This is a genomic window from Candidatus Dependentiae bacterium (genome assembly GCA_016871815.1).
Lineage (GTDB): Bacteria > Babelota > Babeliae > Babelales.
On sequence record VHBT01000016.1, the window covers coordinates 1 to 21,512 of the forward strand.

14 protein-coding genes are annotated in these 21,512 nt (G+C 38.0%); 3 read left to right on the forward strand and 11 right to left on the reverse strand.

All coding sequences use genetic code 11. The features are described from left to right. The 3 genes from FJ366_02945 to FJ366_02955 form a co-directional block, all read right to left on the reverse strand. On the reverse strand, window positions 1–1,723 hold a 1,723-nt coding region (locus FJ366_02945), incomplete at its 3' end, for a hypothetical protein (protein MBM3894527.1). Between the two features lie 2,149 nt (window positions 1,724–3,872). Further along, complete coding sequence (locus FJ366_02950; GenBank protein MBM3894528.1) at window positions 3,873–4,718, reverse strand: hypothetical protein; 846 nt, start codon at window positions 4,716–4,718, stop codon at window positions 3,873–3,875. A gap of 126 nt (window positions 4,719–4,844) precedes the next feature. Further along, a complete protein-coding gene (locus FJ366_02955; protein ID MBM3894529.1) occupies window positions 4,845–6,677 on the reverse strand; it encodes a hypothetical protein in 1,833 nt (610 codons plus the stop codon). Between the two features lie 329 nt (window positions 6,678–7,006). Between FJ366_02955 and FJ366_02960 the strand changes: the two genes are divergently transcribed. Continuing rightward, window positions 7,007–7,960: a hypothetical protein gene (locus FJ366_02960; protein ID MBM3894530.1), complete on the forward strand. Its 954-nt coding sequence runs from the start codon at window positions 7,007–7,009 to the stop codon at window positions 7,958–7,960. Window positions 7,961–7,980: 20 nt separating this feature from the next. Beyond that, window positions 7,981–8,976, forward strand: a complete 996-nt coding sequence (locus FJ366_02965) for a hypothetical protein (protein MBM3894531.1) — start codon at window positions 7,981–7,983, stop codon at window positions 8,974–8,976. Here FJ366_02965 and FJ366_02970 read toward each other — a convergent pair. The 8 genes from FJ366_02970 to FJ366_03005 all read right to left on the reverse strand — a co-directional run bounded on the left by FJ366_02970 (window position 8,958) and on the right by FJ366_03005 (window position 19,464). After that, the gene (locus FJ366_02970) at window positions 8,958–9,776 is read right to left on the reverse strand and encodes a GNAT family N-acetyltransferase (GenBank protein MBM3894532.1); all 819 of its coding nucleotides are present in this window, start codon (window positions 9,774–9,776) and stop codon (window positions 8,958–8,960) included. The genes FJ366_02965 and FJ366_02970 overlap by 19 nt on opposite strands. Continuing rightward, entirely contained in the window at window positions 9,652–10,368 is a 717-nt protein-coding gene (locus tag FJ366_02975; protein MBM3894533.1) for a GNAT family N-acetyltransferase, read from the reverse strand. Before FJ366_02975 ends, FJ366_02970 begins: the two co-directional genes overlap by 125 nt. An 8-nt stretch (window positions 10,369–10,376) precedes the next feature. Further along, a complete protein-coding gene (locus tag FJ366_02980) occupies window positions 10,377–11,666 on the reverse strand; it encodes a hypothetical protein (GenBank protein ID MBM3894534.1) in 1,290 nt (429 codons plus the stop codon). A gap of 226 nt (window positions 11,667–11,892) precedes the next feature. Beyond that, complete coding sequence (locus FJ366_02985; protein ID MBM3894535.1) at window positions 11,893–12,624, reverse strand: hypothetical protein; 732 nt, start codon at window positions 12,622–12,624, stop codon at window positions 11,893–11,895. 126 nt (window positions 12,625–12,750) lie between these two features. After that, window positions 12,751–13,806, reverse strand: a complete 1,056-nt coding sequence (gene ruvB, locus FJ366_02990) for a Holliday junction branch migration DNA helicase RuvB (protein MBM3894536.1) — start codon at window positions 13,804–13,806, stop codon at window positions 12,751–12,753. A gap of 80 nt (window positions 13,807–13,886) precedes the next feature. After that, entirely contained in the window at window positions 13,887–14,939 is a 1,053-nt protein-coding gene (locus FJ366_02995; GenBank protein MBM3894537.1) for a hypothetical protein, read from the reverse strand. 128 nt (window positions 14,940–15,067) lie between these two features. Next, complete coding sequence (locus FJ366_03000) at window positions 15,068–18,208, reverse strand: hypothetical protein (GenBank protein MBM3894538.1); 3,141 nt, start codon at window positions 18,206–18,208, stop codon at window positions 15,068–15,070. A gap of 2 nt (window positions 18,209–18,210) precedes the next feature. Then, a complete protein-coding gene (locus tag FJ366_03005) occupies window positions 18,211–19,464 on the reverse strand; it encodes a hypothetical protein (GenBank protein MBM3894539.1) in 1,254 nt (417 codons plus the stop codon). Window positions 19,465–19,602: 138 nt separating this feature from the next. Between FJ366_03005 and FJ366_03010 the strand changes: the two genes are divergently transcribed. Further along, the coding region (locus tag FJ366_03010; protein MBM3894540.1) for a hypothetical protein at window positions 19,603–21,512 on the forward strand (1,910 nt) is incomplete at its 3' end.

The window sequence follows — 21,512 nt, forward strand, 5'->3', positions numbered from 1 at the left end:
AATTTGGTTCATATTGAAAGGCTACGTGGATATCGCCGGTAGCTTTTGCTTGAAAAGAAACAACAGCAGTTTGGGTTGTTGGAAAGTTTTTCCAACCAAATGAATTATAGTCATTCACTGTTATTTGAGTAGCTATTGATTGCTGTGGGCCTGTCATTGTTGGTGCGGCAGGGGTTTGTTGCATGGTTGTTTCGCTTGGCATGTCGTTTTGCATCATCCAAGGAATATTGGGAATAGCTTTAAAGGAATAGGCATTAAATGATTTGTTGTTAATGAAATAAATATACTGAGAAAAAAGTTCTTTATTATTTGCCATGACAGTAAGCATGTTGTTTTGTATTTTGACGGTAAAGTTTACAAAATTATTGGTGTCTGGAATAACCATGCCGGAGGGGCTTGGAATCATTTGTTCGTTAAAAGGATTTCCCCTAATATATTCACGAATAGCAGATTGCGTATTGCCCCATCCGCCGACGACAATTTCAAAATAAGAATTTGGTTCATATTGAAAGGCTACGTGGATATCGCCGGTAGCTTTTGCTTGAAAAGAAACAACAGCAGTTTGGGTTGTTGGAAAGTTTTTCCAACCAAATGAATTATAGTCATTCACTGTTATTTGGGTAGCTATTGATTGCTGTGGGCTTGTGGATGCGTTTGACGTTTGTAAAGTTGTTGATGCAGCAGAAGTATTAATTGTTTCATTAAAAAGAACTACTGTGCTTGGAGGCCAAGATCTGAATGAGTAATGTGTGTAATTTTGTTTTAGAATTTCTAAGTTAACGGTATAAATAGTTCTCTCATTTGCCGTTACGGTGAGAGTTGATCCAGGCTGATTATCTGTGGTTGTAATAGAAATAACGTATTTTACTCTTGTGTTTGGCATTGGAATAATGAGAGAGGGTGCGGTGATATCAACTTGAATTGATTCAGGCATTATATTTTTTCGGATACATCCTTGCGTGTTGTACCATCCACCAATTGCGATAAAGATGTATTCACTTGGGGAATACTGCAGTCCAATGTGAATATCATTTTGTGCAATTGCTTCAAATGAGAGAGAAAGATTGTTTGAAGGCGTGGTGATAGGTTTCCATCCATAATCATTAAAATTATTGGTAGAAAGCGTTGTTTGTTTTTCTGTAGCAATTTGGCTAGAGGGTGTATTTTGCTCGATCTTATGGCTTTCTAGTTCCCAGTATGCCCATCCCCAGCCTTTAAATGAATATCCTGTAAGATTTTTACCCTCAAGAAAGGAGATATCCTGACGTGTTATGGGAGCTCCATTTGATGTGATGGTTAAAAGATTATTTTCAATCGTTGCTACGTAGTTTATAGAAGCCCAGGGTTGAGTGATTGGATTTGGCACAAGTGATGAAAAATTTACGTTACTTTGAACCCCATTTTCTATCTGAGAGATAGCCGTTTTACTATTTCCCCAGCCGCCAAGATTGATTTCAAGGTATTTGTTGGGATCGTTGTCGTATTGAAAAGCAATAAAAATATCTGAACCAGCCTTTGCTGTGAATGAGACAGAAGCATTTTGAGATCCTGGTTGAATCGGCTGCCAGCCAAGTGTGTTGTAGTTTTCGCTGTACATATATTCGGCTCGAATCATAGAGCCCGAAAAAAAGACGCAAACAAGAAGATAGAAAGACAAAAGAGATCGCATAGCAGATCTTTCTGAATAATTATTTTTTGTATGCAATGCAATGTATAAAAACAAAAAACAATCTGCTAGACATCAGGAAAAAAAAGCGTGAAGTTGAATTTTATTTAGCCCTACTACCAGAACTTATACCTCTTTATTTGAGTTATTTTTTCTTTCGTTCTTTGCCACAAGCTTTTTTGAGCAGCTTCTTCGGCTGGGGCTTTTGCGTTGCATTTTTTTTGCCATGTTGTGAGTTGATTTTGAAGACGTTGCTGTAAGCCCCTTTGGGCTTTTGCTGGAAACCCAGAAAAAGCTTGTAGTCCTACAAAGTCCGTGTTTGGCCATAATCTAAAACCATCGCTTGTGATTTGGATTATTTCTTCTCTTCCTTCGCCGAGAAGATTGAGTTGTGTTGTTATCCAGCAGCTTCCTGGTATTCGTTGATTGAGATTAGGAGGTGTTGTGTCGGTGAATGCTATTTCACAAGGTTTTTTAGCTTTTTTAGATTTTTTAGGTTTTTTAGGTGCGCAAGCTGTGGGCTGTGTTTGAGCGATTGCTGGATGCATGGCTGGAGCAGTCATGCTAACTTCAGGTTGTGGTGCTAGAACTGGAGCCGGAGCAACATGAGTATGATTTGGTGCTGGAGCTGGTGCAACTGGAGCAGCTTCAGGTTGGGTTACAGGAGCAGCTGGTTTTGGTACGTTTTGTTCTACAATTTTATACCGGCGAGCCAATTCGGAAGTGATTGGTGTAGAAACATCGCGAACTGTTTCTCCGGGAATAATGGTGAGTGCAAATTTATTTTTTTCAGATTGATCGTTTCTTTGTTGAACATACCTTTTTATAAAATTAGCAAGTTTTTTGGGTGCTTTTGACGGTAGTGTTGGGGCTTTTTCTGGCATTTTTTCTTCGTCGTCAGATGATTGAGTTAAATCGTGATCGCCTGAGAGAGCTGAAGCTGCAGAGTCGTCATCGGATTCTTTCTCGTTTTGATCTTCTTCATCTGCAAGAGGAAAAACATCAAAAAAAGCATCGAGCAGTTGTTGCGGTTTGCCATGAACCAACAGAGGGTTTTCTTGACCTTGATCTTGAGCTGGAGCTGTATCTGAATGAACTGGTGTTGGAGCAGAGTCTTCATCGTCATCATCATCATCTGAATCTTCTTCGTCGGTTTCTTCTTGAATAGTTTCGAGTCTGAGTTGCGCAGGATCTGTATTTGGAGCAACTGGAACTGGAGCAACTGGAACTGGAGCAGGTGCAGCATGATCTGTATTTGGAGCAACTGGAACTGGAGCAACTGGAACTGGAGCAGGTGCAGCATGATCTGTATTTGGATCAACTGGAACTTGATCTGGAGTTTGATCTTGATCTTGAGTTTGATCTGGAGCTGGATCTGGAGCTGGATCTGGAGCTGGAGCTGGATCTGGAACTGGATCAACTGGAACTGGATCAACTGTAGCTGGAGCAGGATCTGGATCTGGAACTGGAACTGGAACTGGAGCAGGATCTGGAACTGGAACTGGAGCAGGAGCAGTTGGTCGACGGAGGTATTTTATTCCTTCGTAGGAGCTTTTGATGAGTAATCCGCATTCAAGAAGCATCAAAAAAGAAGCTAATTTGTGTGTTTCCATATAATTAAAGAGAGCTTTTTCGCTTGAGAATTGCGTTGAAATCGCTTCAATTTCTGCGATGCTGCGTGTTTCGGGATCTGTAATTTGAGGTCGGAGGCATTTTGGAAGATCGCTGAGGTGAGTATAAGAATCACTTTCTTTGAGCCGTTTTAGAAGGGCCATTGAAAAACGCGCTGCTGTGCGTAGTTTTTCATACCGTGTGTTATTGCTTGGAGTTTGTAAGTCGGCAGGAGCTTTGGTAGCTTGAGCGATTAATTCGTTTTTGTAGGCGTTTGTTAGGGCTGGGATAATGCAGATGCTCGCAACAAGACCGGTATGGTACAAGGCGTGTCGCTGTACAGTTGTTAATGAATAATTATTTTTTGGTGTTAAGACAACTAAAAAACAGAGTAAAAAAAGTATTTTTTTAAAAAACATAGTGCTTAAAAATCTAAATAAAATTGGAATAACTTTATTTAAGCTATCAAAAAGAAATTATTTGAGTGCGAAATATTTATTTTTAAAAAAATATCGTTTTTTCAAAAATAATCGTTTTCCAAAAAATACAGGGGGGCTTTGTTAGGCCCCCCTGCGGGATGAAATCAAAAAAAGGGTTATTTTTTATCTGAGGCACCAAGCACTTCAGTTAAAGCGCCTGTCATTCCAGCAACAGTTACTGCTGGTGCTGGTACTACTGCTGGTGCTGGGGCTGCTTCGAGTTCCAGGACTCTTGCGTTTGCTTCAGCGAGTTGTCCTTGGAGCCTTGTTACAGTTGCTTCGTGTGCACCGATTGTAGAAGTTGCTTCAGCGAGTTGACTGATTGCAGTTCTGTGTTGTCTTTGGAGGGCTGTTTCATTTTCTTCAGCTGTTTCTGCTCTTGTGGTTGCAGTTCTGAGTTGTCCTTGGAGGGATGTGATTTCAGCTCTTTGGCCGTCAAGTGCTTGTCGAACAGCTGTGTCTTTTTCTTCTACGGATACCATACCAACAGTTGTTGCTGGTCGTGCTTTGAGATCTTGGTAATGGGTATAAAATGCCTTTCCTTCTTTGACGGCAAGGACTACAGAAAGGGTCGAAACACATGGATTGTTTGCAACGTATTCACAAGCAAAACGTGCTTTGTGGGCAAGAAAATTTTCTTTACCCGATGGGGTTACTTTTCGTGAAGCGATGTTTTCTGCACACACAGAACCCGAAAAATGATCGCCAAGGGTGTTTAAAAAAGTTTTAAGGTGGAGAGGGTTTAATTTGCTCAGATCTCCCATGTTGTTTTTTACACAGTCCGCAAGAAATGCGAGTGTATACAGCGTAAGGTAACGCTTCCCTTTTGACTTAGGTAGTCTAACCATGTTTCTTAAATTCATTTGGGGCAAGCTAAAACGGCCAGCACCAATCGGCATTGAGGCAAAGGCGCAGAACATGCTCAGTGTGGTAAAAATTTTTTTAAGCGACAAAAACGACATAATAAAGCTCCTTCTTCTTGGCTTTAGATGTGAACTGTTGTATGCATCTTGATATCCGAGTGATTCAAGTAGCACGCCGAAGAGAGAATGCCTAAGCTTTTATAAAAAGTCACGAACAATTTGTTATCAAGCTTCGTTGAAATTTCCAAATTGGGTTCGACGAGTAGGTTTTGGCGTAAGCTCTGGATATTTTTTTACAACTTCTTTTCCATATTTTAAATAGTTGTAAAAGTATTGAGCTTGTTTTCGTTCTTCAGCTGTTGGGAGTTCAAAATATCTGCAATCATGTAAAAATTGTGCACAAAATCTTGGTAATGCGTTTCCGTTTCCCATTGAATCAAGATGGTATACCGTTGTTAATTCGGTTGCAGAGCGAGTGTGGGGAACAATTATAACTGTTGTCCAGTGCCCCATCCCTTGAGTGCTGTTTCCGGAAAAAGAAAGCCAGCCAAGTACGAGTGTTTTTCCTGATCGGTATGCTTGAATTGCCGCGAGCCAAGAGTCTGTCCATTGGCCTATTTTTATAGGTCTTCCCGATTCATTCCTTGGGCTTACAAATGAATTTACCATGCCATTGAATGCACTAAGATCAACAGCACATCCGACAAAAGAAGAGTCGGCATTTAAATGAAAGTCTCCTTTTTGGCACCCCTCACCGTCAGCATCATAAAATGATTCTGAGGTTTTGAATTGTTCCCTTAATTTCTTTAAATTATTTGTATTGCTGAGCTTTCTTATACATTCGCGTCCGCCAGTGATATGCTGTCTTTGGGCAAGGTGTTGTCGATAGTCCATCATGTTAAAGTAAAGGTCATCTCTATCTATGTTTGTAAAAATATCCATTTTGCCAGGGTGTTTTTCTCCAAGAATGTATTTTGCAAGACCAGTTGCCATGCCCTGATCGAGTACGGTTTTACGGTGTTCTTTTTTCCAGGCGGTGAGGTTTGATTTGGTTGCGGTACCGGAAAGAAGTTCACCATGCTTGTTAAATTCTGTAGCCCATTTTGTTTTTAATGCAGAAATTGCTTCTTTTGTGTTCTCTGCGAATGTTGTTTCTTGCATGATTTCATCAAGTTTTCTCCCTTGAGCTAGTGCACTAGCTACTGAACATGCGTTAAACGCGGCATGGTAGGTACAGGTAGCGCCAGATTGTCGAGGAACAGCAATGCCCTGAACGGCCCATTGATCTTGGGGGAGTTTTTTAAGTTTGGCTATTTCTTCAGCGCTTGCTTTGAGCATTTCATCGGCAACCTCGGTGTCGTCGGTGTCAAACGTATGGCGGGTACCGTTTTTATGGCACAAACAATTGCAGATTCCAGGGAGATCTGCAGGTTCTTCAGATAGTTGGCCATATGCCCAAACGGCAGCGAGTGTAGAAAAAACGCCAGACAGGAAGGGATATTCTTGGATAGGAGATGTTACAAGATCATACAGCATTTGGATAAGCGATCGGTTAATTACATGGATTTGAACTTCAGGTAAGAATGATTTGGTAATAAAACCAATAAAAAGACTTGTTTTTATCAGAATTTGCGCGTCGTTTCCTTTGGGGTTTTCATTACGGGCTGTTTGAGCAAGTTGATTGTTCATTGTTTGTGTTGCAAGCATTACCAACTCACCATTTTGCCACATTTCAGAGACATCAAGACATGCGATTTCATACAAGAAGGTTTCAACCTGATCAAGTGTTTTTCGAGCAACTTGAGTTGGTGTTCTTTTGCACAGAAGTGATAGTTCTGCAAATTTCATTGTTGCTTGGGTATGAAGTTGATCTCCGCGTGGCCAAATTCCATAGCTGTCTTCGTTGAGAGTCTCTGTTATTTTTTGCTTGATCGCATTCAGATATCCCAGCCCATCTGTTTGTTCGGTTTCTTCTTGAATACTTTCTAGAGGGGTAATTGAACAAGAAAAACCGATAAAAAGAATAAAAAATGAAGAATATTTTAAAAATCTAATCATCGTTAACGTTTCATTTTATAGAGTAGTGAATGTTTTTATGATACCAAAATAAGATTTTTTTCTTTAAACACTATTTTTTACGTTTTTTTATAGAAAAATCGTCTTTTTTTGAATTTAACATGTCGTATAGAAAACTTTTATAGGGTTTTTAGGCTTTTTATCCCAATTTTCTCAGAGATGAACTATTGTGTTTATTTTTTTGCCTTGAATATCATCTTGCGAGATAAAAAATGTTTAATTAGGGCCATTTTATGCAAAGTTGCCATAAGATTTTTTCAGTCTATTTTGTGTTCAATTTTGTTTTAGGGGGCTTTCTTTTTGCTGGTCCAATGAATTTTTCTGGAAGTAGTTTTGTTGTAAATGATGCATCTAATAGATTGATGGACTCTTTTGATTTATCAACTACCGTTACGTTGCAATTTAATGGAACTAGTGCGGGTTCAAATCCAATTAGAGTTGATGGAAGTGGCCTGTGTTTGAACATGGCACGAACGCTTTCGCCTATGATTTTTGTTGCTGCTGGAAAAACGGTTGAACTTTCCAACATTGTTCTCAAGGATTTTTCTCCTGCGCATCTTATGTTGGGAGCAGGTTCACGACTGCTTTTTGGTGATAATGTGTGTATTCAGTTAGCAGATAATGCAAATCCATTAACATATTCGTGGGTTTTTAGTGGAACTGGTGCGGTTATTGACGGTCGAGGAAAGGCCTTGCGTTTAAATGCAACTGATGCTCTTTTGATTAATGATGCAAAATCCTTAACTCTTAAAGACCTTTGTATGTATGGATTAAAAACAACAGGTACGGCTCATTCTCTTCGATGTATTGGAGTAAATTCACAACTTATTTTAGAGGATGCAAAAATATATACCGATGGCTATTTCAATGCGGTGCAGGGAAATATGCTTATTAAAAATGATGTTTCATTTTGTGGCGCTGATACAAAAGTTGCGTGGACTTCCCCTGGCCGGCTCACTATTGATTCGTTTTCGAGTTTAACATTCGATTTTGGAACAACATTTAGTTATGATTCTGCAGCGCGCAGTAGAAATAATTTTGTAATGACTGATTATTCTTCTTGGTTAAAGCTTAATAATGCTCGGTTTCATACAACTCGACCAGGTCTTGTTCTTTCTTCTGGATCGGCATCTGTAGAAAATGCAGTTATTTTTTCGAGTGAGGCTTTGAATGTATCTGAAGCATTTCGTATTGATCGTTCACTTAAGGTCTATGTTCCGCTAGGAGCATCGATAGAGCCGCGTGGCATAATTCTGTACGAATAATTTACAAAGGTTTTTAACGTATGCGAATTGCACTTCTTTTTTTGCTTCACCTGTCTGCTCTTTTGAGCGATGTAAATCTTGATTTTGCCATTAATAATGGCAGATCAGTAAAAGAAATTTCACGAGAAAATGTTTTAACAGCCCGTGGAAGAAAATCAAAAATAATGGTTTTTGATGGTGCAGGAACGTCGGTCCAGCTTCCTTCTACCCCAGATCAGGTTATTGTTGTAAATGCAGGGTGTACTTTGATTATCAAAAATAAACGTTTACTCGGGTTTAGACCAGAGCATGTTCTTTTGCGAAATGCATCAACTTCAAAATTTTTTTTGGATGATGGAGCGGTGGTTGACCTTGAGCAAAACATATCGTTGCAGAATGATTTTGATGTTTCAGGAGATGCGGTTATTAATGGTAATGGCAAATCGATAACTTTTGTAAGAGATGGTTCTCTTTCTGTTTTTTCAAGAGCAACGCTTGTGATTAAAGATTGTTTGCTCAAGGGGTTGGGAGATTTCAAGACAACTTCTGGGGCAAATGCAACTCGATTGATGTGCGATGAGAATGCTCATCTCGGAATTTCCTCTACAAGGTGCATGTTTGATAATACGTGGTCTTTTACGTCAGGAAGGGTTCACTTCTGGGGTGATGTTTCTATGACAAGTACTTGGGCTGCGTTTAAATATATTTCAGGGAGTTTGTCTGATGTGAATCCTGATTCCAGTCTTTCTTTTAAAGGGGGTATGACATTTTTTTATGATAGTAAAGCGGGACCGAATAAATTTTCGTTAGTTGATGAAAGTTCATCATTGCTATTTGATAGCGCATCATTCGAGACTGGTCGTGCAGGAATGAATATTAGGAGTGGAAAAATTTTTGTGAAAGGATCGACAACCTTTAAATTAGAGCGAGCGCTTCCTGCTGCAGGATTAACGATAGCACCGTTGGTTGATTTAACGGTTCTTTCTGGCACATATTTAAAGGTTGCAGGATTGATTGCTCATGGTTCTTCTGGTTGATACGAATATTTAAAAAGCAGTTCTTTTGATGGTTTTTCGTCGGTGATAATTTCTGAAAAATTACATTTCTTTAAAAAATGTATGCAGCGCTGATTTTTATAAGAAACACGAGCGTATATTTCTCGTATTTGTGTGCGCGAAAAAAGAGTTTCAGTTATTAGACTAAGAATTTTTTGTGCTCCAGAGGTTCCTCGTGATGCAGGAAAGCAAAAACCTGTGATTTCGACCTGATGTGGTGCGGGTGAATTTTTTTGAGTAACTGCTTGGAGTTCCATTGTGCCAATAAATGTATTTTTTTCGTTAAAAACACAGTATGAACAGGTTTTTCCTATTTTTTCGTTTATCCATTTATTCCACAGCAAGGGAGCTGCTTGCTTGTATTTAAACTCAGATGTTGAGTAATCAGTAGGTTGCAGCGGAGTTTCTAGAAAATATGGTTCAAGAATTAAGGGAGCAAATTCTTTGAAGTGAGTGATTGAGTATTTTTGTAAAAAAAAATGCGGGATCACGATTGTTTCTGGTAATTGATTAAAGATTGCTCGAAACGAAGCATTCTTTTTATATTTTTTTAAAGCAAATTGACTCATGCTCAAGATGGTATTTAATGAAAGATAATTTTTTTGCGCAAATTGGATTATGCTTGCAATTATAAAAAGGGTTATACAGAAAATAATATTATTTTTTGAGAGAGAGTATTTTTTCATAATTTTGTTTCGATAATTTGAATGAAAGTTGATTATCGTGCGTTGTGTGTGAATAGGTAAAGCCGCATTTAAGAAGATACCCAGAGCATCGTCCATTGTATGGCGAGGTTTCTGCAGTCAACTCGCAACTTGTTGTTGATTGAAAAAATAAAGTCGAAAGAAGTTTCATTGTTTCTTGGCTAAGCCCTTTTCCCCATACGCTGGGAGTTGCAAGTCCACCTAAAATAAACACTCGTTTATTTGTTGTTTCATCTATTTCGTCGCGAATATGAATTATCCCCGCAATTCTTTTGGTAGATTTGTCTTGTACTGTGTAAGTAATCATTTTTCCAAAAAGTTGCATAAAGTACTCTTCGTACAAAAGTTCTATGTAATCGTACTCGTAGACCTGTGTGCTATTTCTTTGCATAAAAAAGAAGTCAGAGCATGAAGGGTTTTTAAAAAGTTCAATTACTTCACAAAAGGTACGCGGATTTAGTTTTTCAAGAACGACTAATTTTCCTTCAGAGTGTGCGGGAAGATTTTTGAGAGGAGTGTTGTCGTATTCATTTCTTAAATTCCATTGAAATAAAAAGCAATCGGAGATGGCGTAAATATTTTTTAGTGAAATTTCGCACGAATAGATGTGCCATGCAATTGGTGTTGTAACAGCAATCATGCAGATGCTCATTATTACCAAAAAACGCATGTTAAAATTTACCGACTTAGTTGATAAATAATATTGTTGAGTGTTTTTTCTCTCACAACAGCTTCTGAAAGTATTTGTTCTGGGATTGGGTCATCAAGTTCGTCAAAACGATCTAAATCAGGCTTGAAGTAGACAAATTCTCTGAGCCTGTCGTGATTAAAAAGGTGTAAATAACTTTTGATATCGTCTCGTGACGCGGCGATTCCTTCTTTGAAGGCTATCGAGTCAATAATAACTTCTTCCTTCAGTTGCTTTTCGGCTAATTTCTCAAGCTGGCGTGAAAAATTTTTTTGGGCTTTATACACGTGGTAGTCAGGAAATTGACGAAGCGCTTTGAGTATGTCTTCTTGTTTTCGCAGTGTGAGATGCTGAGGGATTTCAAAACGTTGCTTTGAAAGAAGAAGATTAAAGACTTCTTCGATGATTGATTTTCGTTGTGAAATGTCATTTCTGAACGAAAAAACTTCGATTAATTTTTTGTGAATCTCAAGTTTGCTTTTTAAATTGAAGATAGATTTAAATAGATCGATTGAAAAATGGTTTCCTTTGGAAATTGAAAGGATGGTTATTTTGTGTGGGCTTTGTTCGCTGAGAGATTCTGACTCTTGGTCACTTGAGTGAAATTGATCTGTAACGAATGAGTCGCCAACGGTTTTTCCGAAAAATTGTTGTTTAAATGAATCTGTGATGTAAGTAATTGAAAATTTGAACCAGTATCGTTGTGTAACGCCATCGATTATTGGTTTGTGATTGCTATCAAGAATCGTTGCTTCAAGCTCAATCCAGTCACCATCTTCGATACAACTTTTTTTCTCTAAATCAAAAGCCTTTCCTTCTCTCTCGCAGAAGGTTTCTACCTGTTTGTCCAGGTCTTTGTATAGTTTTCGTTTTGGAGATTTAAAAGGAAGTTTTTTCCATTCGCCAAGTTGTGGCATATCAAGAGTTGAAACGCGAAAAGTGTATAAAATTGAGTTGTCGTCTGCGGTTGAGCTTTGAATTAAGCGAGGTTGATGAACGATTAAAATTTTTTTTGTTTTTAATTCTTGAGTCAAGGCATCAAGAACAAGGTTTTTAAAGATGAAATGTCTAACGGTCTGATTAATTGCAGGGCCATAGCGATTAAGAATAAAAGATGGCGAGATATCATATTTTTCTAAACCGTGAGGTTTAATTTTTGATTTAAAAGCGAGAATAGCTTTTTCTTGCAGTTCTTTTGCAATTGCGGATGGAACTGAAACTGAAATTTCTAGTAAACTAGATGAGATTTTTTCGTGATGAAAAACGAGTCGATCAAACATAATAAAAAGCCGGTTAAAATCGAAACATATCACAGGCGCATATTATTTTCGCTCTTTGGTTGTGATGTCAAGCTAAAGTCACGTTTTTATGTTTTTTTTGCAAATTCATGCGTGTCTGTCTTTTTTGCAACACTCTTTTTTTTGCGTTGATGACAATTATGCTAAAAAAGAAAGGCGGCACCAGAGAAATGGTAACCGCCTTATGGGTTGGGTGTGTCTTGATGAATTACTCTGCAGTTCTTTCTGTAGATTTCATTGCTGCGATTTGAGCTTCAAGTTCAGCGACTTGTTTTTTTAGATCGTCGGTTTCTGATTGTTTATCACTTGCAGATGTTTTTTTGAACTGTTGTGATACTGAGCTTGCAACTGCAGAAACTTCTTGCGGAGTTAATTTAAGGTCCATTTCGATAGCTGCTTTTTTGACTGCATCTAAGAAATCGCCAATTGTAAGAGTTGTTACTTTGCTCAATCCTGTTTTTGCTAAGATAAATTCTTGTACTCCGTAGATGAGTGCTGAATATGCTGCGATACTAATTTTTTCCGAAAGCGTGCGTGGTGGATTTGGTTTTTTAGAGAAAATTTTCATTCCTCCAGCCACAAAACCAGGGAGAATCCCAGTTCCTACCCATTTAAGCAAATATGTAGGTGCTTTTGTGTACCAGTGTTTACGATTTGTTTGAAAATAGAAATCGATAAATTTATCGGCAGCAATAGCAGAAGTTGATGGAATTTCTGGAGTTGTTGTAATTTCTTCTATTCCATTATTTAAGCGTTCTGAAATATCAATAGCAGCGTGGTGAATGTTAACGACAGCTTGGTCTCTTAATGATCTGAAATAGTTAATGTTAAACATTCTTTGTTGTTGCATACGTTCAGTTTGAGCATTTGGTGCAAAAACAGCTCCTGTAAGCGTTGTTGCCAGAACAATCATACGGATTGTGTTTTTTGTAAAGGTCATAGTTTTCCCTCCCCGGTTTTCCCTTTATAAAAAGTATAATCTTATGTTACAGGCAGAAAACCTTGCTTTCAAATACCTATTCCTAGAAATGAAAAAAGGGTTGTTTTTGCAAAAAAATGGGGGTTTTTAGGGGGTTTCATCAAAAATAGATTTCTGCAGAGATATGCTTTCGACTAAAAATTTTTTCCGCAGAGCCATCATTTTTGAGGGAGGGATTTGTCTTCCTCGGGGAGTTTTTTGTAAGAGTCCTTGCCGAAGGAGGTATGGTTCACAAAAATCTTCGATTGTTTCTTTGTCTTCGCCGGTGATTGCAGCAAGGGTTTCAAGGCCGACAGGTCCGCCATCAAAATCTCTTAATAATACAAGAAGGATTTCGCGATCGAGTTTACTGAGTCCATCATCATCTAAGCCCAAAAAGCTTAATCCTTGTTTTGCCAGATCCATTGAAATATGAGAATTGTTTCCATGCACTTGGGCAAAATCGCGAACTCTACGTAAAATTCGTTTTACAATTCGCGGAGTTCCTCTGGCTCGTGAGCCTATTAATGTTGCGGCATCTGGATCGATTGAGATGTTGAGGTATTTTGCGTTTTGTTCAGCAATTGTTCCAAGCTCTTCGGCTGTATAAAAATCAAGCCGTTCAACGATTCCAAATCGAGTTTGCAGGGGTGCAGAGATCATACCTGTTTTTGTGGTAGCTCCAATCAGCGTGAAGGGATTGAGGGGAAGTCTGACAGATTTTGCCATCGCTCCTTGGCCAATCATCATATCAACCGCAAATTCTTGCATGGCAGAGTACAATACTTCTTCAACTGGTTTGGGGAGCCGATGAATTTCGTCGATAAATAATACTTCTCGTGGTGCAAGCCCGGAAAGTATCGCAACAAGATCGCCTCCGCGCTCTAAAACTGGAGCACTGGTGACTTTGAAGGGAACATTTAATTCCTTTGCGATAACTCTTGCTAGGGTTGTTTTTCCAAGACCTGCTGGTCCAAAGATGAGTAGATGGTCAAGAGGTTCTTCTCGCTGGGCACATGCTTTGACATACACGGAGAGTTTTTGTTTGATGACTTCTTGTCCAAGATAGTCCTGAAAGGTTTGGGGACCATCTTGTTGTTGAATATCCTCTGGTTTTTGTTGAAAATTAAAAAGTTCAATAGGTCCGTTGAGCGTTGATTTCATTATAAACCAGGGCTAGTCAGCATCATTTGTTGACCAAAAGATATCACATATCAGTTGATTTATACAAAAAATATGCGTTTTTACCACCAAATCCAGTGATCAATGTCGGGTAAGATATCAAAGATGTTTTTATATGCTCCGTTTTGCTTTTTTGCACACAGCATTCTTTGTCGTATTGAAGGGTAATTGGAGTACCCATATAATTTGAAGCAGTTATTTATCCATTCTGTTCCATATTTAATGATTTGCCCGACTGAGGAAAGTTTGGTTTTGGGAGATTTATTTTTTTTGGTGATTTCAGCAAGGGTTGCAAACTCTAGAGCCTTGATAAATTCTTTTGTTGAGTGAAATTTTAGTAAAAAATGATCAGATTCATGAACAAACATTCTATTAAGTGCTGATAACATGAGCCATGGAATGTCGTGCTTACTGTAAAAATTAAATGCTCTGGAGGCATTTTTCCAAAGGTTTTCTCGATTCATTGCAAGATTCCAAGCTTGAGCTTGAGATGCGCTATTAGCAGCTGCATAAAAGCACTTTACGAATGAAATAGTGCAGAGTGCTAAAAGTGTTATTTCATGATGATAATAATTAAAATGGGCAAATTCATGACAGCTCATTACACTAAAATTTTTGAAGAGTTCTGGTTCTTTTGTTGTGGGTGTTTCAAGCCAAAATTCATTAATTATGAGACTGTTTTTGGTAAAAAAACGAACTGCTTTTACAGCGCAGGACGCATTTTTTTTGATGTAAATAGATGTAATTGTTTGGCCGGTCTTATTTTGAATATCCGTTATTATTTCTTCTATTTTTTTTAATCGACGAATTTTTTGTAGATACAATTCATCCTGATCAGACAGTTGTTGTTTGTATTCTGACAAGGTTGAAATACCAAGTTTTAAGCGAAGGTCTACGGGAAAAAACTGAGGCCAAACAACTTGCCCAATATGCCAGGCGCTGTAGCTCAAACTAGTTAAAAGAGCCCATTTATTTTTATTTTCAGATCGTTTTATGCCTTCTAGTAACCAGTGTTCAACTGTTTTTTCAATAGCGTAAGTAAACCCTTTGACCTTTGGGGTCCATAAAAAGAGCGCAAGAATAAATAAAAAAGATGATATTTGCGTTTTTTTCATACTATTAAATAAAAAACAATAAGAAAGATACCGATTATTTATTTAGTGTACTGCATATTTTTAGAAATGCTTGGTAAAAAAAAACCTTTATTTAAGCGCAAAAATATTAAAAAAAGGCCTTTTAAACGTTACAGGCTGATCAGAAGAGTTAAAAACAGGGCTAAAATCCCGAGTAGTCCAAGCATCCATCTTGTTTGGCCGGCAAATGGGGATTGTCTTTCGGTTTGATTTTGAGAAAGGGTGATCGAAAGAACAATAAGTGTAATTGCCATGCAGACCAAAAGAGTAATGCCAAGGTGATTCATGAGAGGAATGAGTTGTTGAAGGTAGCTGACAAGCCACGTGATTGAAAGGCCAGAGAGTGCCCCTAGGCATGAAAATAGCCTGTACTGATATGAATTAATCATAAATGAGGCTATTGCTAAGAAGGTTAGACCAAGGATAAGAAGGTACAGGATTATTATGGTGTAGGTCGCGATTCCTTTGTGTTCAAAAATGATATTAATTTCAGGAATTATTTTTCTATTTCCGTAGCCGAATTGTTTGTCTGTTGATGTGTCGATGTGGATATTGGCAAGGCCTTGAACTTCATGAGAGAGTGACAAGGCTGTATGCGTTCCTTGGTATTGAATATTTTTTGCTGAAAGATTGTCATTTTGAATCGTTAAAGTACTTTTTACCGGTGCGAATGGAAATCGCGTAGAGTCAGAGGGAGTTGTTCGCAACTGAGCTTTGATAAGTTGCTTGGTTGTTATGATCTGGTTTTGGTTGATATGAGAACTTATTTTTTTGATCGAATGGTTTTCTGAGCCTCTTATCGAGATTGCATCAAGATCGTGAGATGATTCTGACCCGGCATGGTAGGAATACGATAAAATTCCTTCAACGGTAACACCGCCAAAATCACCACGGTATTGAGTGCTTGCGGGAAGAAGTGATTTTAGTTCAAATCCGATATCAATTGGCGTTGCGTGCGGATAGAGTGGCTTTTGGTGAACTATTTCTTCAAATGATGGATTGATGATTGCCGTGTGATAAGTGGTAAACACGGTTAATCCCGAATAAATCATAATCGCGAGAAGGGCGTATTTTTGAATAGTTCGTTGCGACCGAAGAATAGCAACATTCACTTTGTTTGGAATTTGTTGTGCAACGAGTAGAAGCTGTGTGGCTGTATTTAGGGTTGCATTGTAAAGCTTATTTGATATTTCAATTGTTTTAGATACAGCCCAATGGAATGGGCTCAGAATGATGTTTGTTACAACGACCATTTGAAGGTAAGCTGCGGACAAGACTTTATAGAATGTTTTTATAGCGCGAGCAAGTTGAAGCGCAATCCAGTTTGCTCCATCTTGTAAACGTGCTCCCAGGTATTGAGAAACTCTAAATGCGCCGTAAGGCATTTTAATGAATATGAATCCAGCGGTTCCATAGAGTGCATGTTTGCTAAGTGTACCTACCAAGAGAGCTTTTGGGGCAATGTATGCAGTTGTTCTTTGTGCAGCATTTTTGGTCGATCTTGCTCCTGCGCTTGCAAGTCCAAGAAAGCCTAAAACGCTTTTAACTATTCCTGACCAGATGGTTTTGATGGATATACAAATTCCTGCATACAAAGAGTCTGCTGCGCGGACAATACATACCCAGGTGAGGATGATTGCTGAAATACTTGAACTTTTTAACCAAGAACCGAAATTTTGCGTAACATGAAGTCCAGAAAGAAGACTGTTTTTTAACGTGAGTGCGATCTTTGTAGACATCTGAGTAATGCTTAAGACTCCCTGGATGGTAACTGCTTTAATTGTTTCTATTCCAAAAGAGAGCTGCATTCTTGTTTTTACAATAGCAGAACTTATTTGCAGAGCTATGGTTTGAATTGCATTGCGCAGGCTATTGGTAACAAAAGAAAAACTTCTGTTAATTGCATTAATACAGTTGCTTGCAGCTTCCCTCAGGAAAGTTATAACGCCTCTTACTTGAGCTGCGATAACAGTTGGTGTCTTGACAAATACAAATCCAGCCCCGGCGCTCAGTGTTGCTTTTGAAATTGTTTTTGCCGTATTTATTTTTTCTAAACTTTTATATCCAGCAGAGCGTGTAAGATCTTGAATGCTATTGAATAATGTTCGTGTTGAGTTAGTTATGCTACTAAATACTGCGTTGATTGTTGTTGAGAATGATGAGTAGATCGTTTTTATAGAATTGCCAATATATTCAATTGTCGATTGCGCTAACGATCCAAGATACTTTAAAAAGTTTAAACATCTATTTTTGGCAGATGAAAGGCTTTGTGGGATTATCGAAAAGAGAGATAGCCCCCTTAAAAGAGCTTCTGAAATTTTTGTTTTTGTTATTGTAAAAAGATTAATAATTGAATTGATAGCCGCTTGAGCGAATGATCCAAGATTGTAAGAAAAATTTAAAATCAAATTTTTTAATGAAGAAATACTTTGCGGAATTATAGAAAAAAATGAAAAAAATCTTGAAATAAGCAGGCTAAGATATGTTTTTGTGTTACTCAAAAGTGTAAAAAAGTTCAGAGAAAGAGAGTTTGAAAGTTGCTGGGTAGTTGCTTTGATGTTGCTAAAAATATTTAGTGATCCGTTTGAAGCAAAAGTTATTACCGAAAGAATTTTAGAAACAAAATGCATATATCCATTCTTCAAGATGTTTAAACCGTGTTGAGCATAGGTACGAAGTAACGTGTAGCTTTTGAGCGGAATGGCTTTGAGCAGAGCAAGATTGTTGAGTAATGGTGAAATAAGATTTGTGTACGTATTTGTTAACCCCGATGCGGTTATGGATGAAATTTTGTTTTTTAATTCGATTGCTGTTGAAAAAACTTTTCGAATTAGCGCAATAATGAGTTGCCCGATGTGTGATGTTACGGTGGAAAGGGTCGTTGAAATGTTTTTAGTTTTTTCAATAAAGCTTTGAAGTGCGTTACTTACAAGCGAGATACTTTTTTGTATTCCACGGGTGAAAATTTCTATTACAGAGTGGCTGTTTTTTATAATAAAATTAAAGCCGGTTGATGCTACTTTTAAAGATGTTTGCAGGCTCCCCTGTACTATAAGTTGAATTTTTTTGTTCAAGAAAAAGCCTGTTGTCTGTAAAAAGCTCCATATAACTTGAGCGTTATGAGAGCATGAGTTGATTGCAAAGTTAAAAAGTTGAGAACCCAGCAACATTCCAGTAATTATTTTTTCCTGTAAAAACAAGGCAATTTGTTGGCTGAGTGTTTTAAGTTTTTCGATTATTCCTTTTAACATATTTATCCCTTCAATATGCTGACATTGAGAGGGTACATCATGTGGGTTTTTCTATTAAATTCACCAATAAATCCACCAAGGTGAGTGTCTTTTATTGAATCAAGCGCAGTTAAAACCGTTTCTTTAGAAACAACTTTCTTTTCAGCAATTACGTTTTCGATTGCTTGCGCGAGTAGCTTCATGTTGATGTAGTACGTTAAGGAAAGGGTGTTGGGTGTTTGATCTGGCAGGTAGGCGCGGCTTGCTTCTAGGTATTCTGCAACAATAGGGTATTCAATTTCATCAAGTCCTGGCACGGCGCTTGAATAATAAAAATTAATATCTCCGTCATCAAATTGTTTGGCTGCAAAAAAATTTCCTTCAGTTCCAATAAAATCTGTTGTGTGGTTTCCCGTTTTCCAAATTCTTTGGATTATTTTTGCAGTTGGTTTGCTGGTGAGCAGGGAAATGACAGCGTGAGGTTTTGTTTTATTAAGTTCGGTTACGATTTCGTCAAAATTAAATTGCCTATTGCTATAGACTTGCTTTGATATTTGTACCGATTTTGAATCAGATTGGTAGGCTTTTAGTAGGTTTTCGATGTAGTTAGCATTTAAAATACCAAATGCGCTGTCGGAATGAACAATTCCAATATTAGTGTGTTGTAATGTTCCTGCGACGTAAGAAGCAATTTTTTTAAGATGCATGCGCATAACGTTTTGACCATGAATGAGGTATGGGATTTGATGTTTATCGATATCGATAGAGACTCCCCATGGGAAAAACAGAGCAATTTCTTTTTCTTTAACGAGTGGAAGGACTGATTTAATATTTCTCGATCCTGCAATTCCAATAAAAAGATCAATATGTTGTTTTTTTAGAGATTCGACGTCAGCGATTGCTTTTGCGGGTGAGTTATTATTATTTATGATGTTAAGCGCTAACTTGTGCCCCAGGATTCCTCCGTGAGCGTTGCAGCGTTTAATAAAAGCAGCGATGCCATTATTAATTGCTTTTTGGTATGGAAAAATTGCTCCAGCAAGTGCTGCTGTTTGACCAATTGTTATTACTTTTTTTTCTTGTAAGGGCTCACAGATGGCCTCACGAGAAAATGGTGCAACAGCAGAAACACTTTTTTTTGAGTGTTTTGGTACACGATCAATCTCGCTGCCGATCAAGGCTCGAGGTTCTGTAACTTTAAAGGCTGCTCCACAAATAAATGTGCCTAAAGCAAGTCCCCAAGAAAAAAAATATATGCGTAGTCGCGAGGACTTCATGGTTACGTTACCCCCCCAGATAACATAGTGTCCGCCTTGCTTTTTACAATACAGCTATATGTTTGAGCGCGTCTATGAAATGTAAAAAGAGTTAAGAAAAAGCCTTTTTTCCGGTACACTTTCGGCAGTGATTGGTGAATGAGGGGTGCGGAAATGATTCCGGTAGTATTGCGATTGAAAAATTTTTTGAGCTATGGCCCAAATGAGCAGGTTATTAATTTTGAGCCATATTCGCTTATTTGCCTTTCAGGAAAAAATGGCCATGGTAAATCATCAATTTTGGATGCAATCACGTGGGCGATTTGGGGATGTGCTCGAAAAACAACAGGGGTAGCAAAAGGAGATGAAGGGCTTGTTCATCTTGGTCAAAAGGAAATGGTGGTTCATCTGGAATTTATTTCAGGAGCATCGCGATATCGTATTCGAAGAGAAGTTTTTAAATCATATGGAAAAACAATAAACAGGCTTGATGTCGAGGTTTATGACAAAAATACACAGCAGTTTGTCACGTTGACCGACAAAAGTATCCGTGCAACTCAGGATAAAATTGAAAAATTGGTTGGAGTTGATTTTGTAACCTTTGTGAGTACCTCTTTTTTGCGGCAAGGGCAATCAAATGAATTTTCAAAAAAAACGCCACGTGAGCGCAAAGACATTATAGCTTCGATTATTGGACTTAAAAAATTTGATCAGCTTGCAGTGCTGGCAAATGAACAAAGTAAGCAGCTTGCACAAGAAATTGTTCAGGTTCAATTTAAAGGAGAGCAAGCGCGTATTCTTTCGGCGCAAAAGCCAGAAATTGAAGAGCTTGTGAGCCTGGCTGAAAAAAAAATTATCCAAGTTGAGGCTGTTTTGCTGGAAGGGGTTGCAAGATATGATCTCTTTGTTCAAAAGAGCAAAAAAATACTCGAATTGATTGAGCAGAAAAATAATTTAGAAGCGGATATCGTCGCAAGTGAGCATTTAGAAAAAGAAAATAAACGGCATGTTGGTCTTGCGGTAAAAAAATGGCGAGAAATGCATGCTCTGCGAATAAATCTTCCCTCGTTTGATTCACTGATGCAGCAGCGAGCTGCGATGGTTGAAGCTATTCAAGAATTACAAAATAAAAAAGAGTTATCGTATCGATACAATGATGAGCTGGTATCGTTGAAAAACAAAAAAAATAATCTAGAAGTATCTTGGACGCATGAATTTGAACTTAAAAAAAGTGAATTATTGCGTAAAAAAAATGAACGAGTAGTTGAAATTAAGTTTTATGAAGCTGCACAAAAAGAACTTTTCGATAAAAAAAAAGAAAAAGAAGAGTTGTTGATACTTTGTCGGCAGCACATTTCCCATCAGATTGCTTTGTTGGCAAATAAAAATGAGCATGAACTGTTGTATGATCGGGAGAAAGCTCTTTTTGAAAAAAGAAAAGCATTCTATCATTCGTGTGTGAGTAAAAAAAACTTTGCGCTTGCAACTTTGGCAGAGGCTCAAGACAGAAGTTCGTTGATCGAAAATGTTTCTAGTCCGGCCTGTCCATTGTGTGAGCAGTTGCTTACGCAGCGTCGCAAACAATATTTGGCTCAACAACTTTCTCGGAGCAATTATTTGTTAACACATCGTCTGAACCGAATTTCTCTTATCCTAAAACAGCTTGAAGAGGTGCTTAAAGCACAACGAACGATTTTGGAATCAACGGGAAAGCATTGTGCGCAGCTTGTTCAGTGCGAACAAGATTTGATTCGGTTTAATCAACAAGAAGTTGTTTTGACTGGAGAGCTTGCAAGTATTGTAGAGCGTGAAGCGCAGCTCTCGCAGATTATTACATTAAACATTGAGGCGATTGCTGAGCACGAAAAAGAACTTATTTTTCTAGAACATGAATTAACTAACAAAAAAAAGAATGATGCATCTTTTATTCAAATTACATCACAAATTTTGGCGACAGAGCAGGCGGCATCTGGATTATTGTTTGAACCAGAAAAAATGGAACAAGCTTTGGGTTTGTTAAAAAAAATAGAAACAGCTCTTTCTGAAATTCAAGCAAAAGCACATCAATT

Excerpts from the sequence above, each read along its gene's own strand:
- FJ366_02950 (MBM3894528.1), bottom strand. The coding sequence starts at position 4,718 with ATGTCGTTTTTGTCGCTTAAAAAAATTTTTACCACACTGAGCATGTTC.
- FJ366_02955 (MBM3894529.1), bottom strand. The coding sequence starts at position 6,677 with ATGATTAGATTTTTAAAATATTCTTCATTTTTTATTCTTTTTATCGGT.
- FJ366_02960 (MBM3894530.1), top strand. The coding sequence starts at position 7,007 with ATGAATTTTTCTGGAAGTAGTTTTGTTGTAAATGATGCATCTAATAGA.
- FJ366_02965 (MBM3894531.1), top strand. The coding sequence starts at position 7,981 with ATGCGAATTGCACTTCTTTTTTTGCTTCACCTGTCTGCTCTTTTGAGC.
- FJ366_02970 (MBM3894532.1), bottom strand. The coding sequence starts at position 9,776 with ATGGACGATGCTCTGGGTATCTTCTTAAATGCGGCTTTACCTATTCAC.
- FJ366_02975 (MBM3894533.1), bottom strand. The coding sequence starts at position 10,368 with ATGCGTTTTTTGGTAATAATGAGCATCTGCATGATTGCTGTTACAACA.
- FJ366_02980 (MBM3894534.1), bottom strand. The coding sequence starts at position 11,666 with ATGTTTGATCGACTCGTTTTTCATCACGAAAAAATCTCATCTAGTTTA.
- FJ366_02985 (MBM3894535.1), bottom strand. The coding sequence starts at position 12,624 with ATGACCTTTACAAAAAACACAATCCGTATGATTGTTCTGGCAACAACG.
- ruvB (MBM3894536.1), bottom strand. The coding sequence starts at position 13,806 with ATGAAATCAACGCTCAACGGACCTATTGAACTTTTTAATTTTCAACAA.
- FJ366_02995 (MBM3894537.1), bottom strand. The coding sequence starts at position 14,939 with ATGAAAAAAACGCAAATATCATCTTTTTTATTTATTCTTGCGCTCTTT.
- FJ366_03000 (MBM3894538.1), bottom strand. The coding sequence starts at position 18,208 with ATGTTAAAAGGAATAATCGAAAAACTTAAAACACTCAGCCAACAAATT.
- FJ366_03005 (MBM3894539.1), bottom strand. The coding sequence starts at position 19,464 with ATGAAGTCCTCGCGACTACGCATATATTTTTTTTCTTGGGGACTTGCT.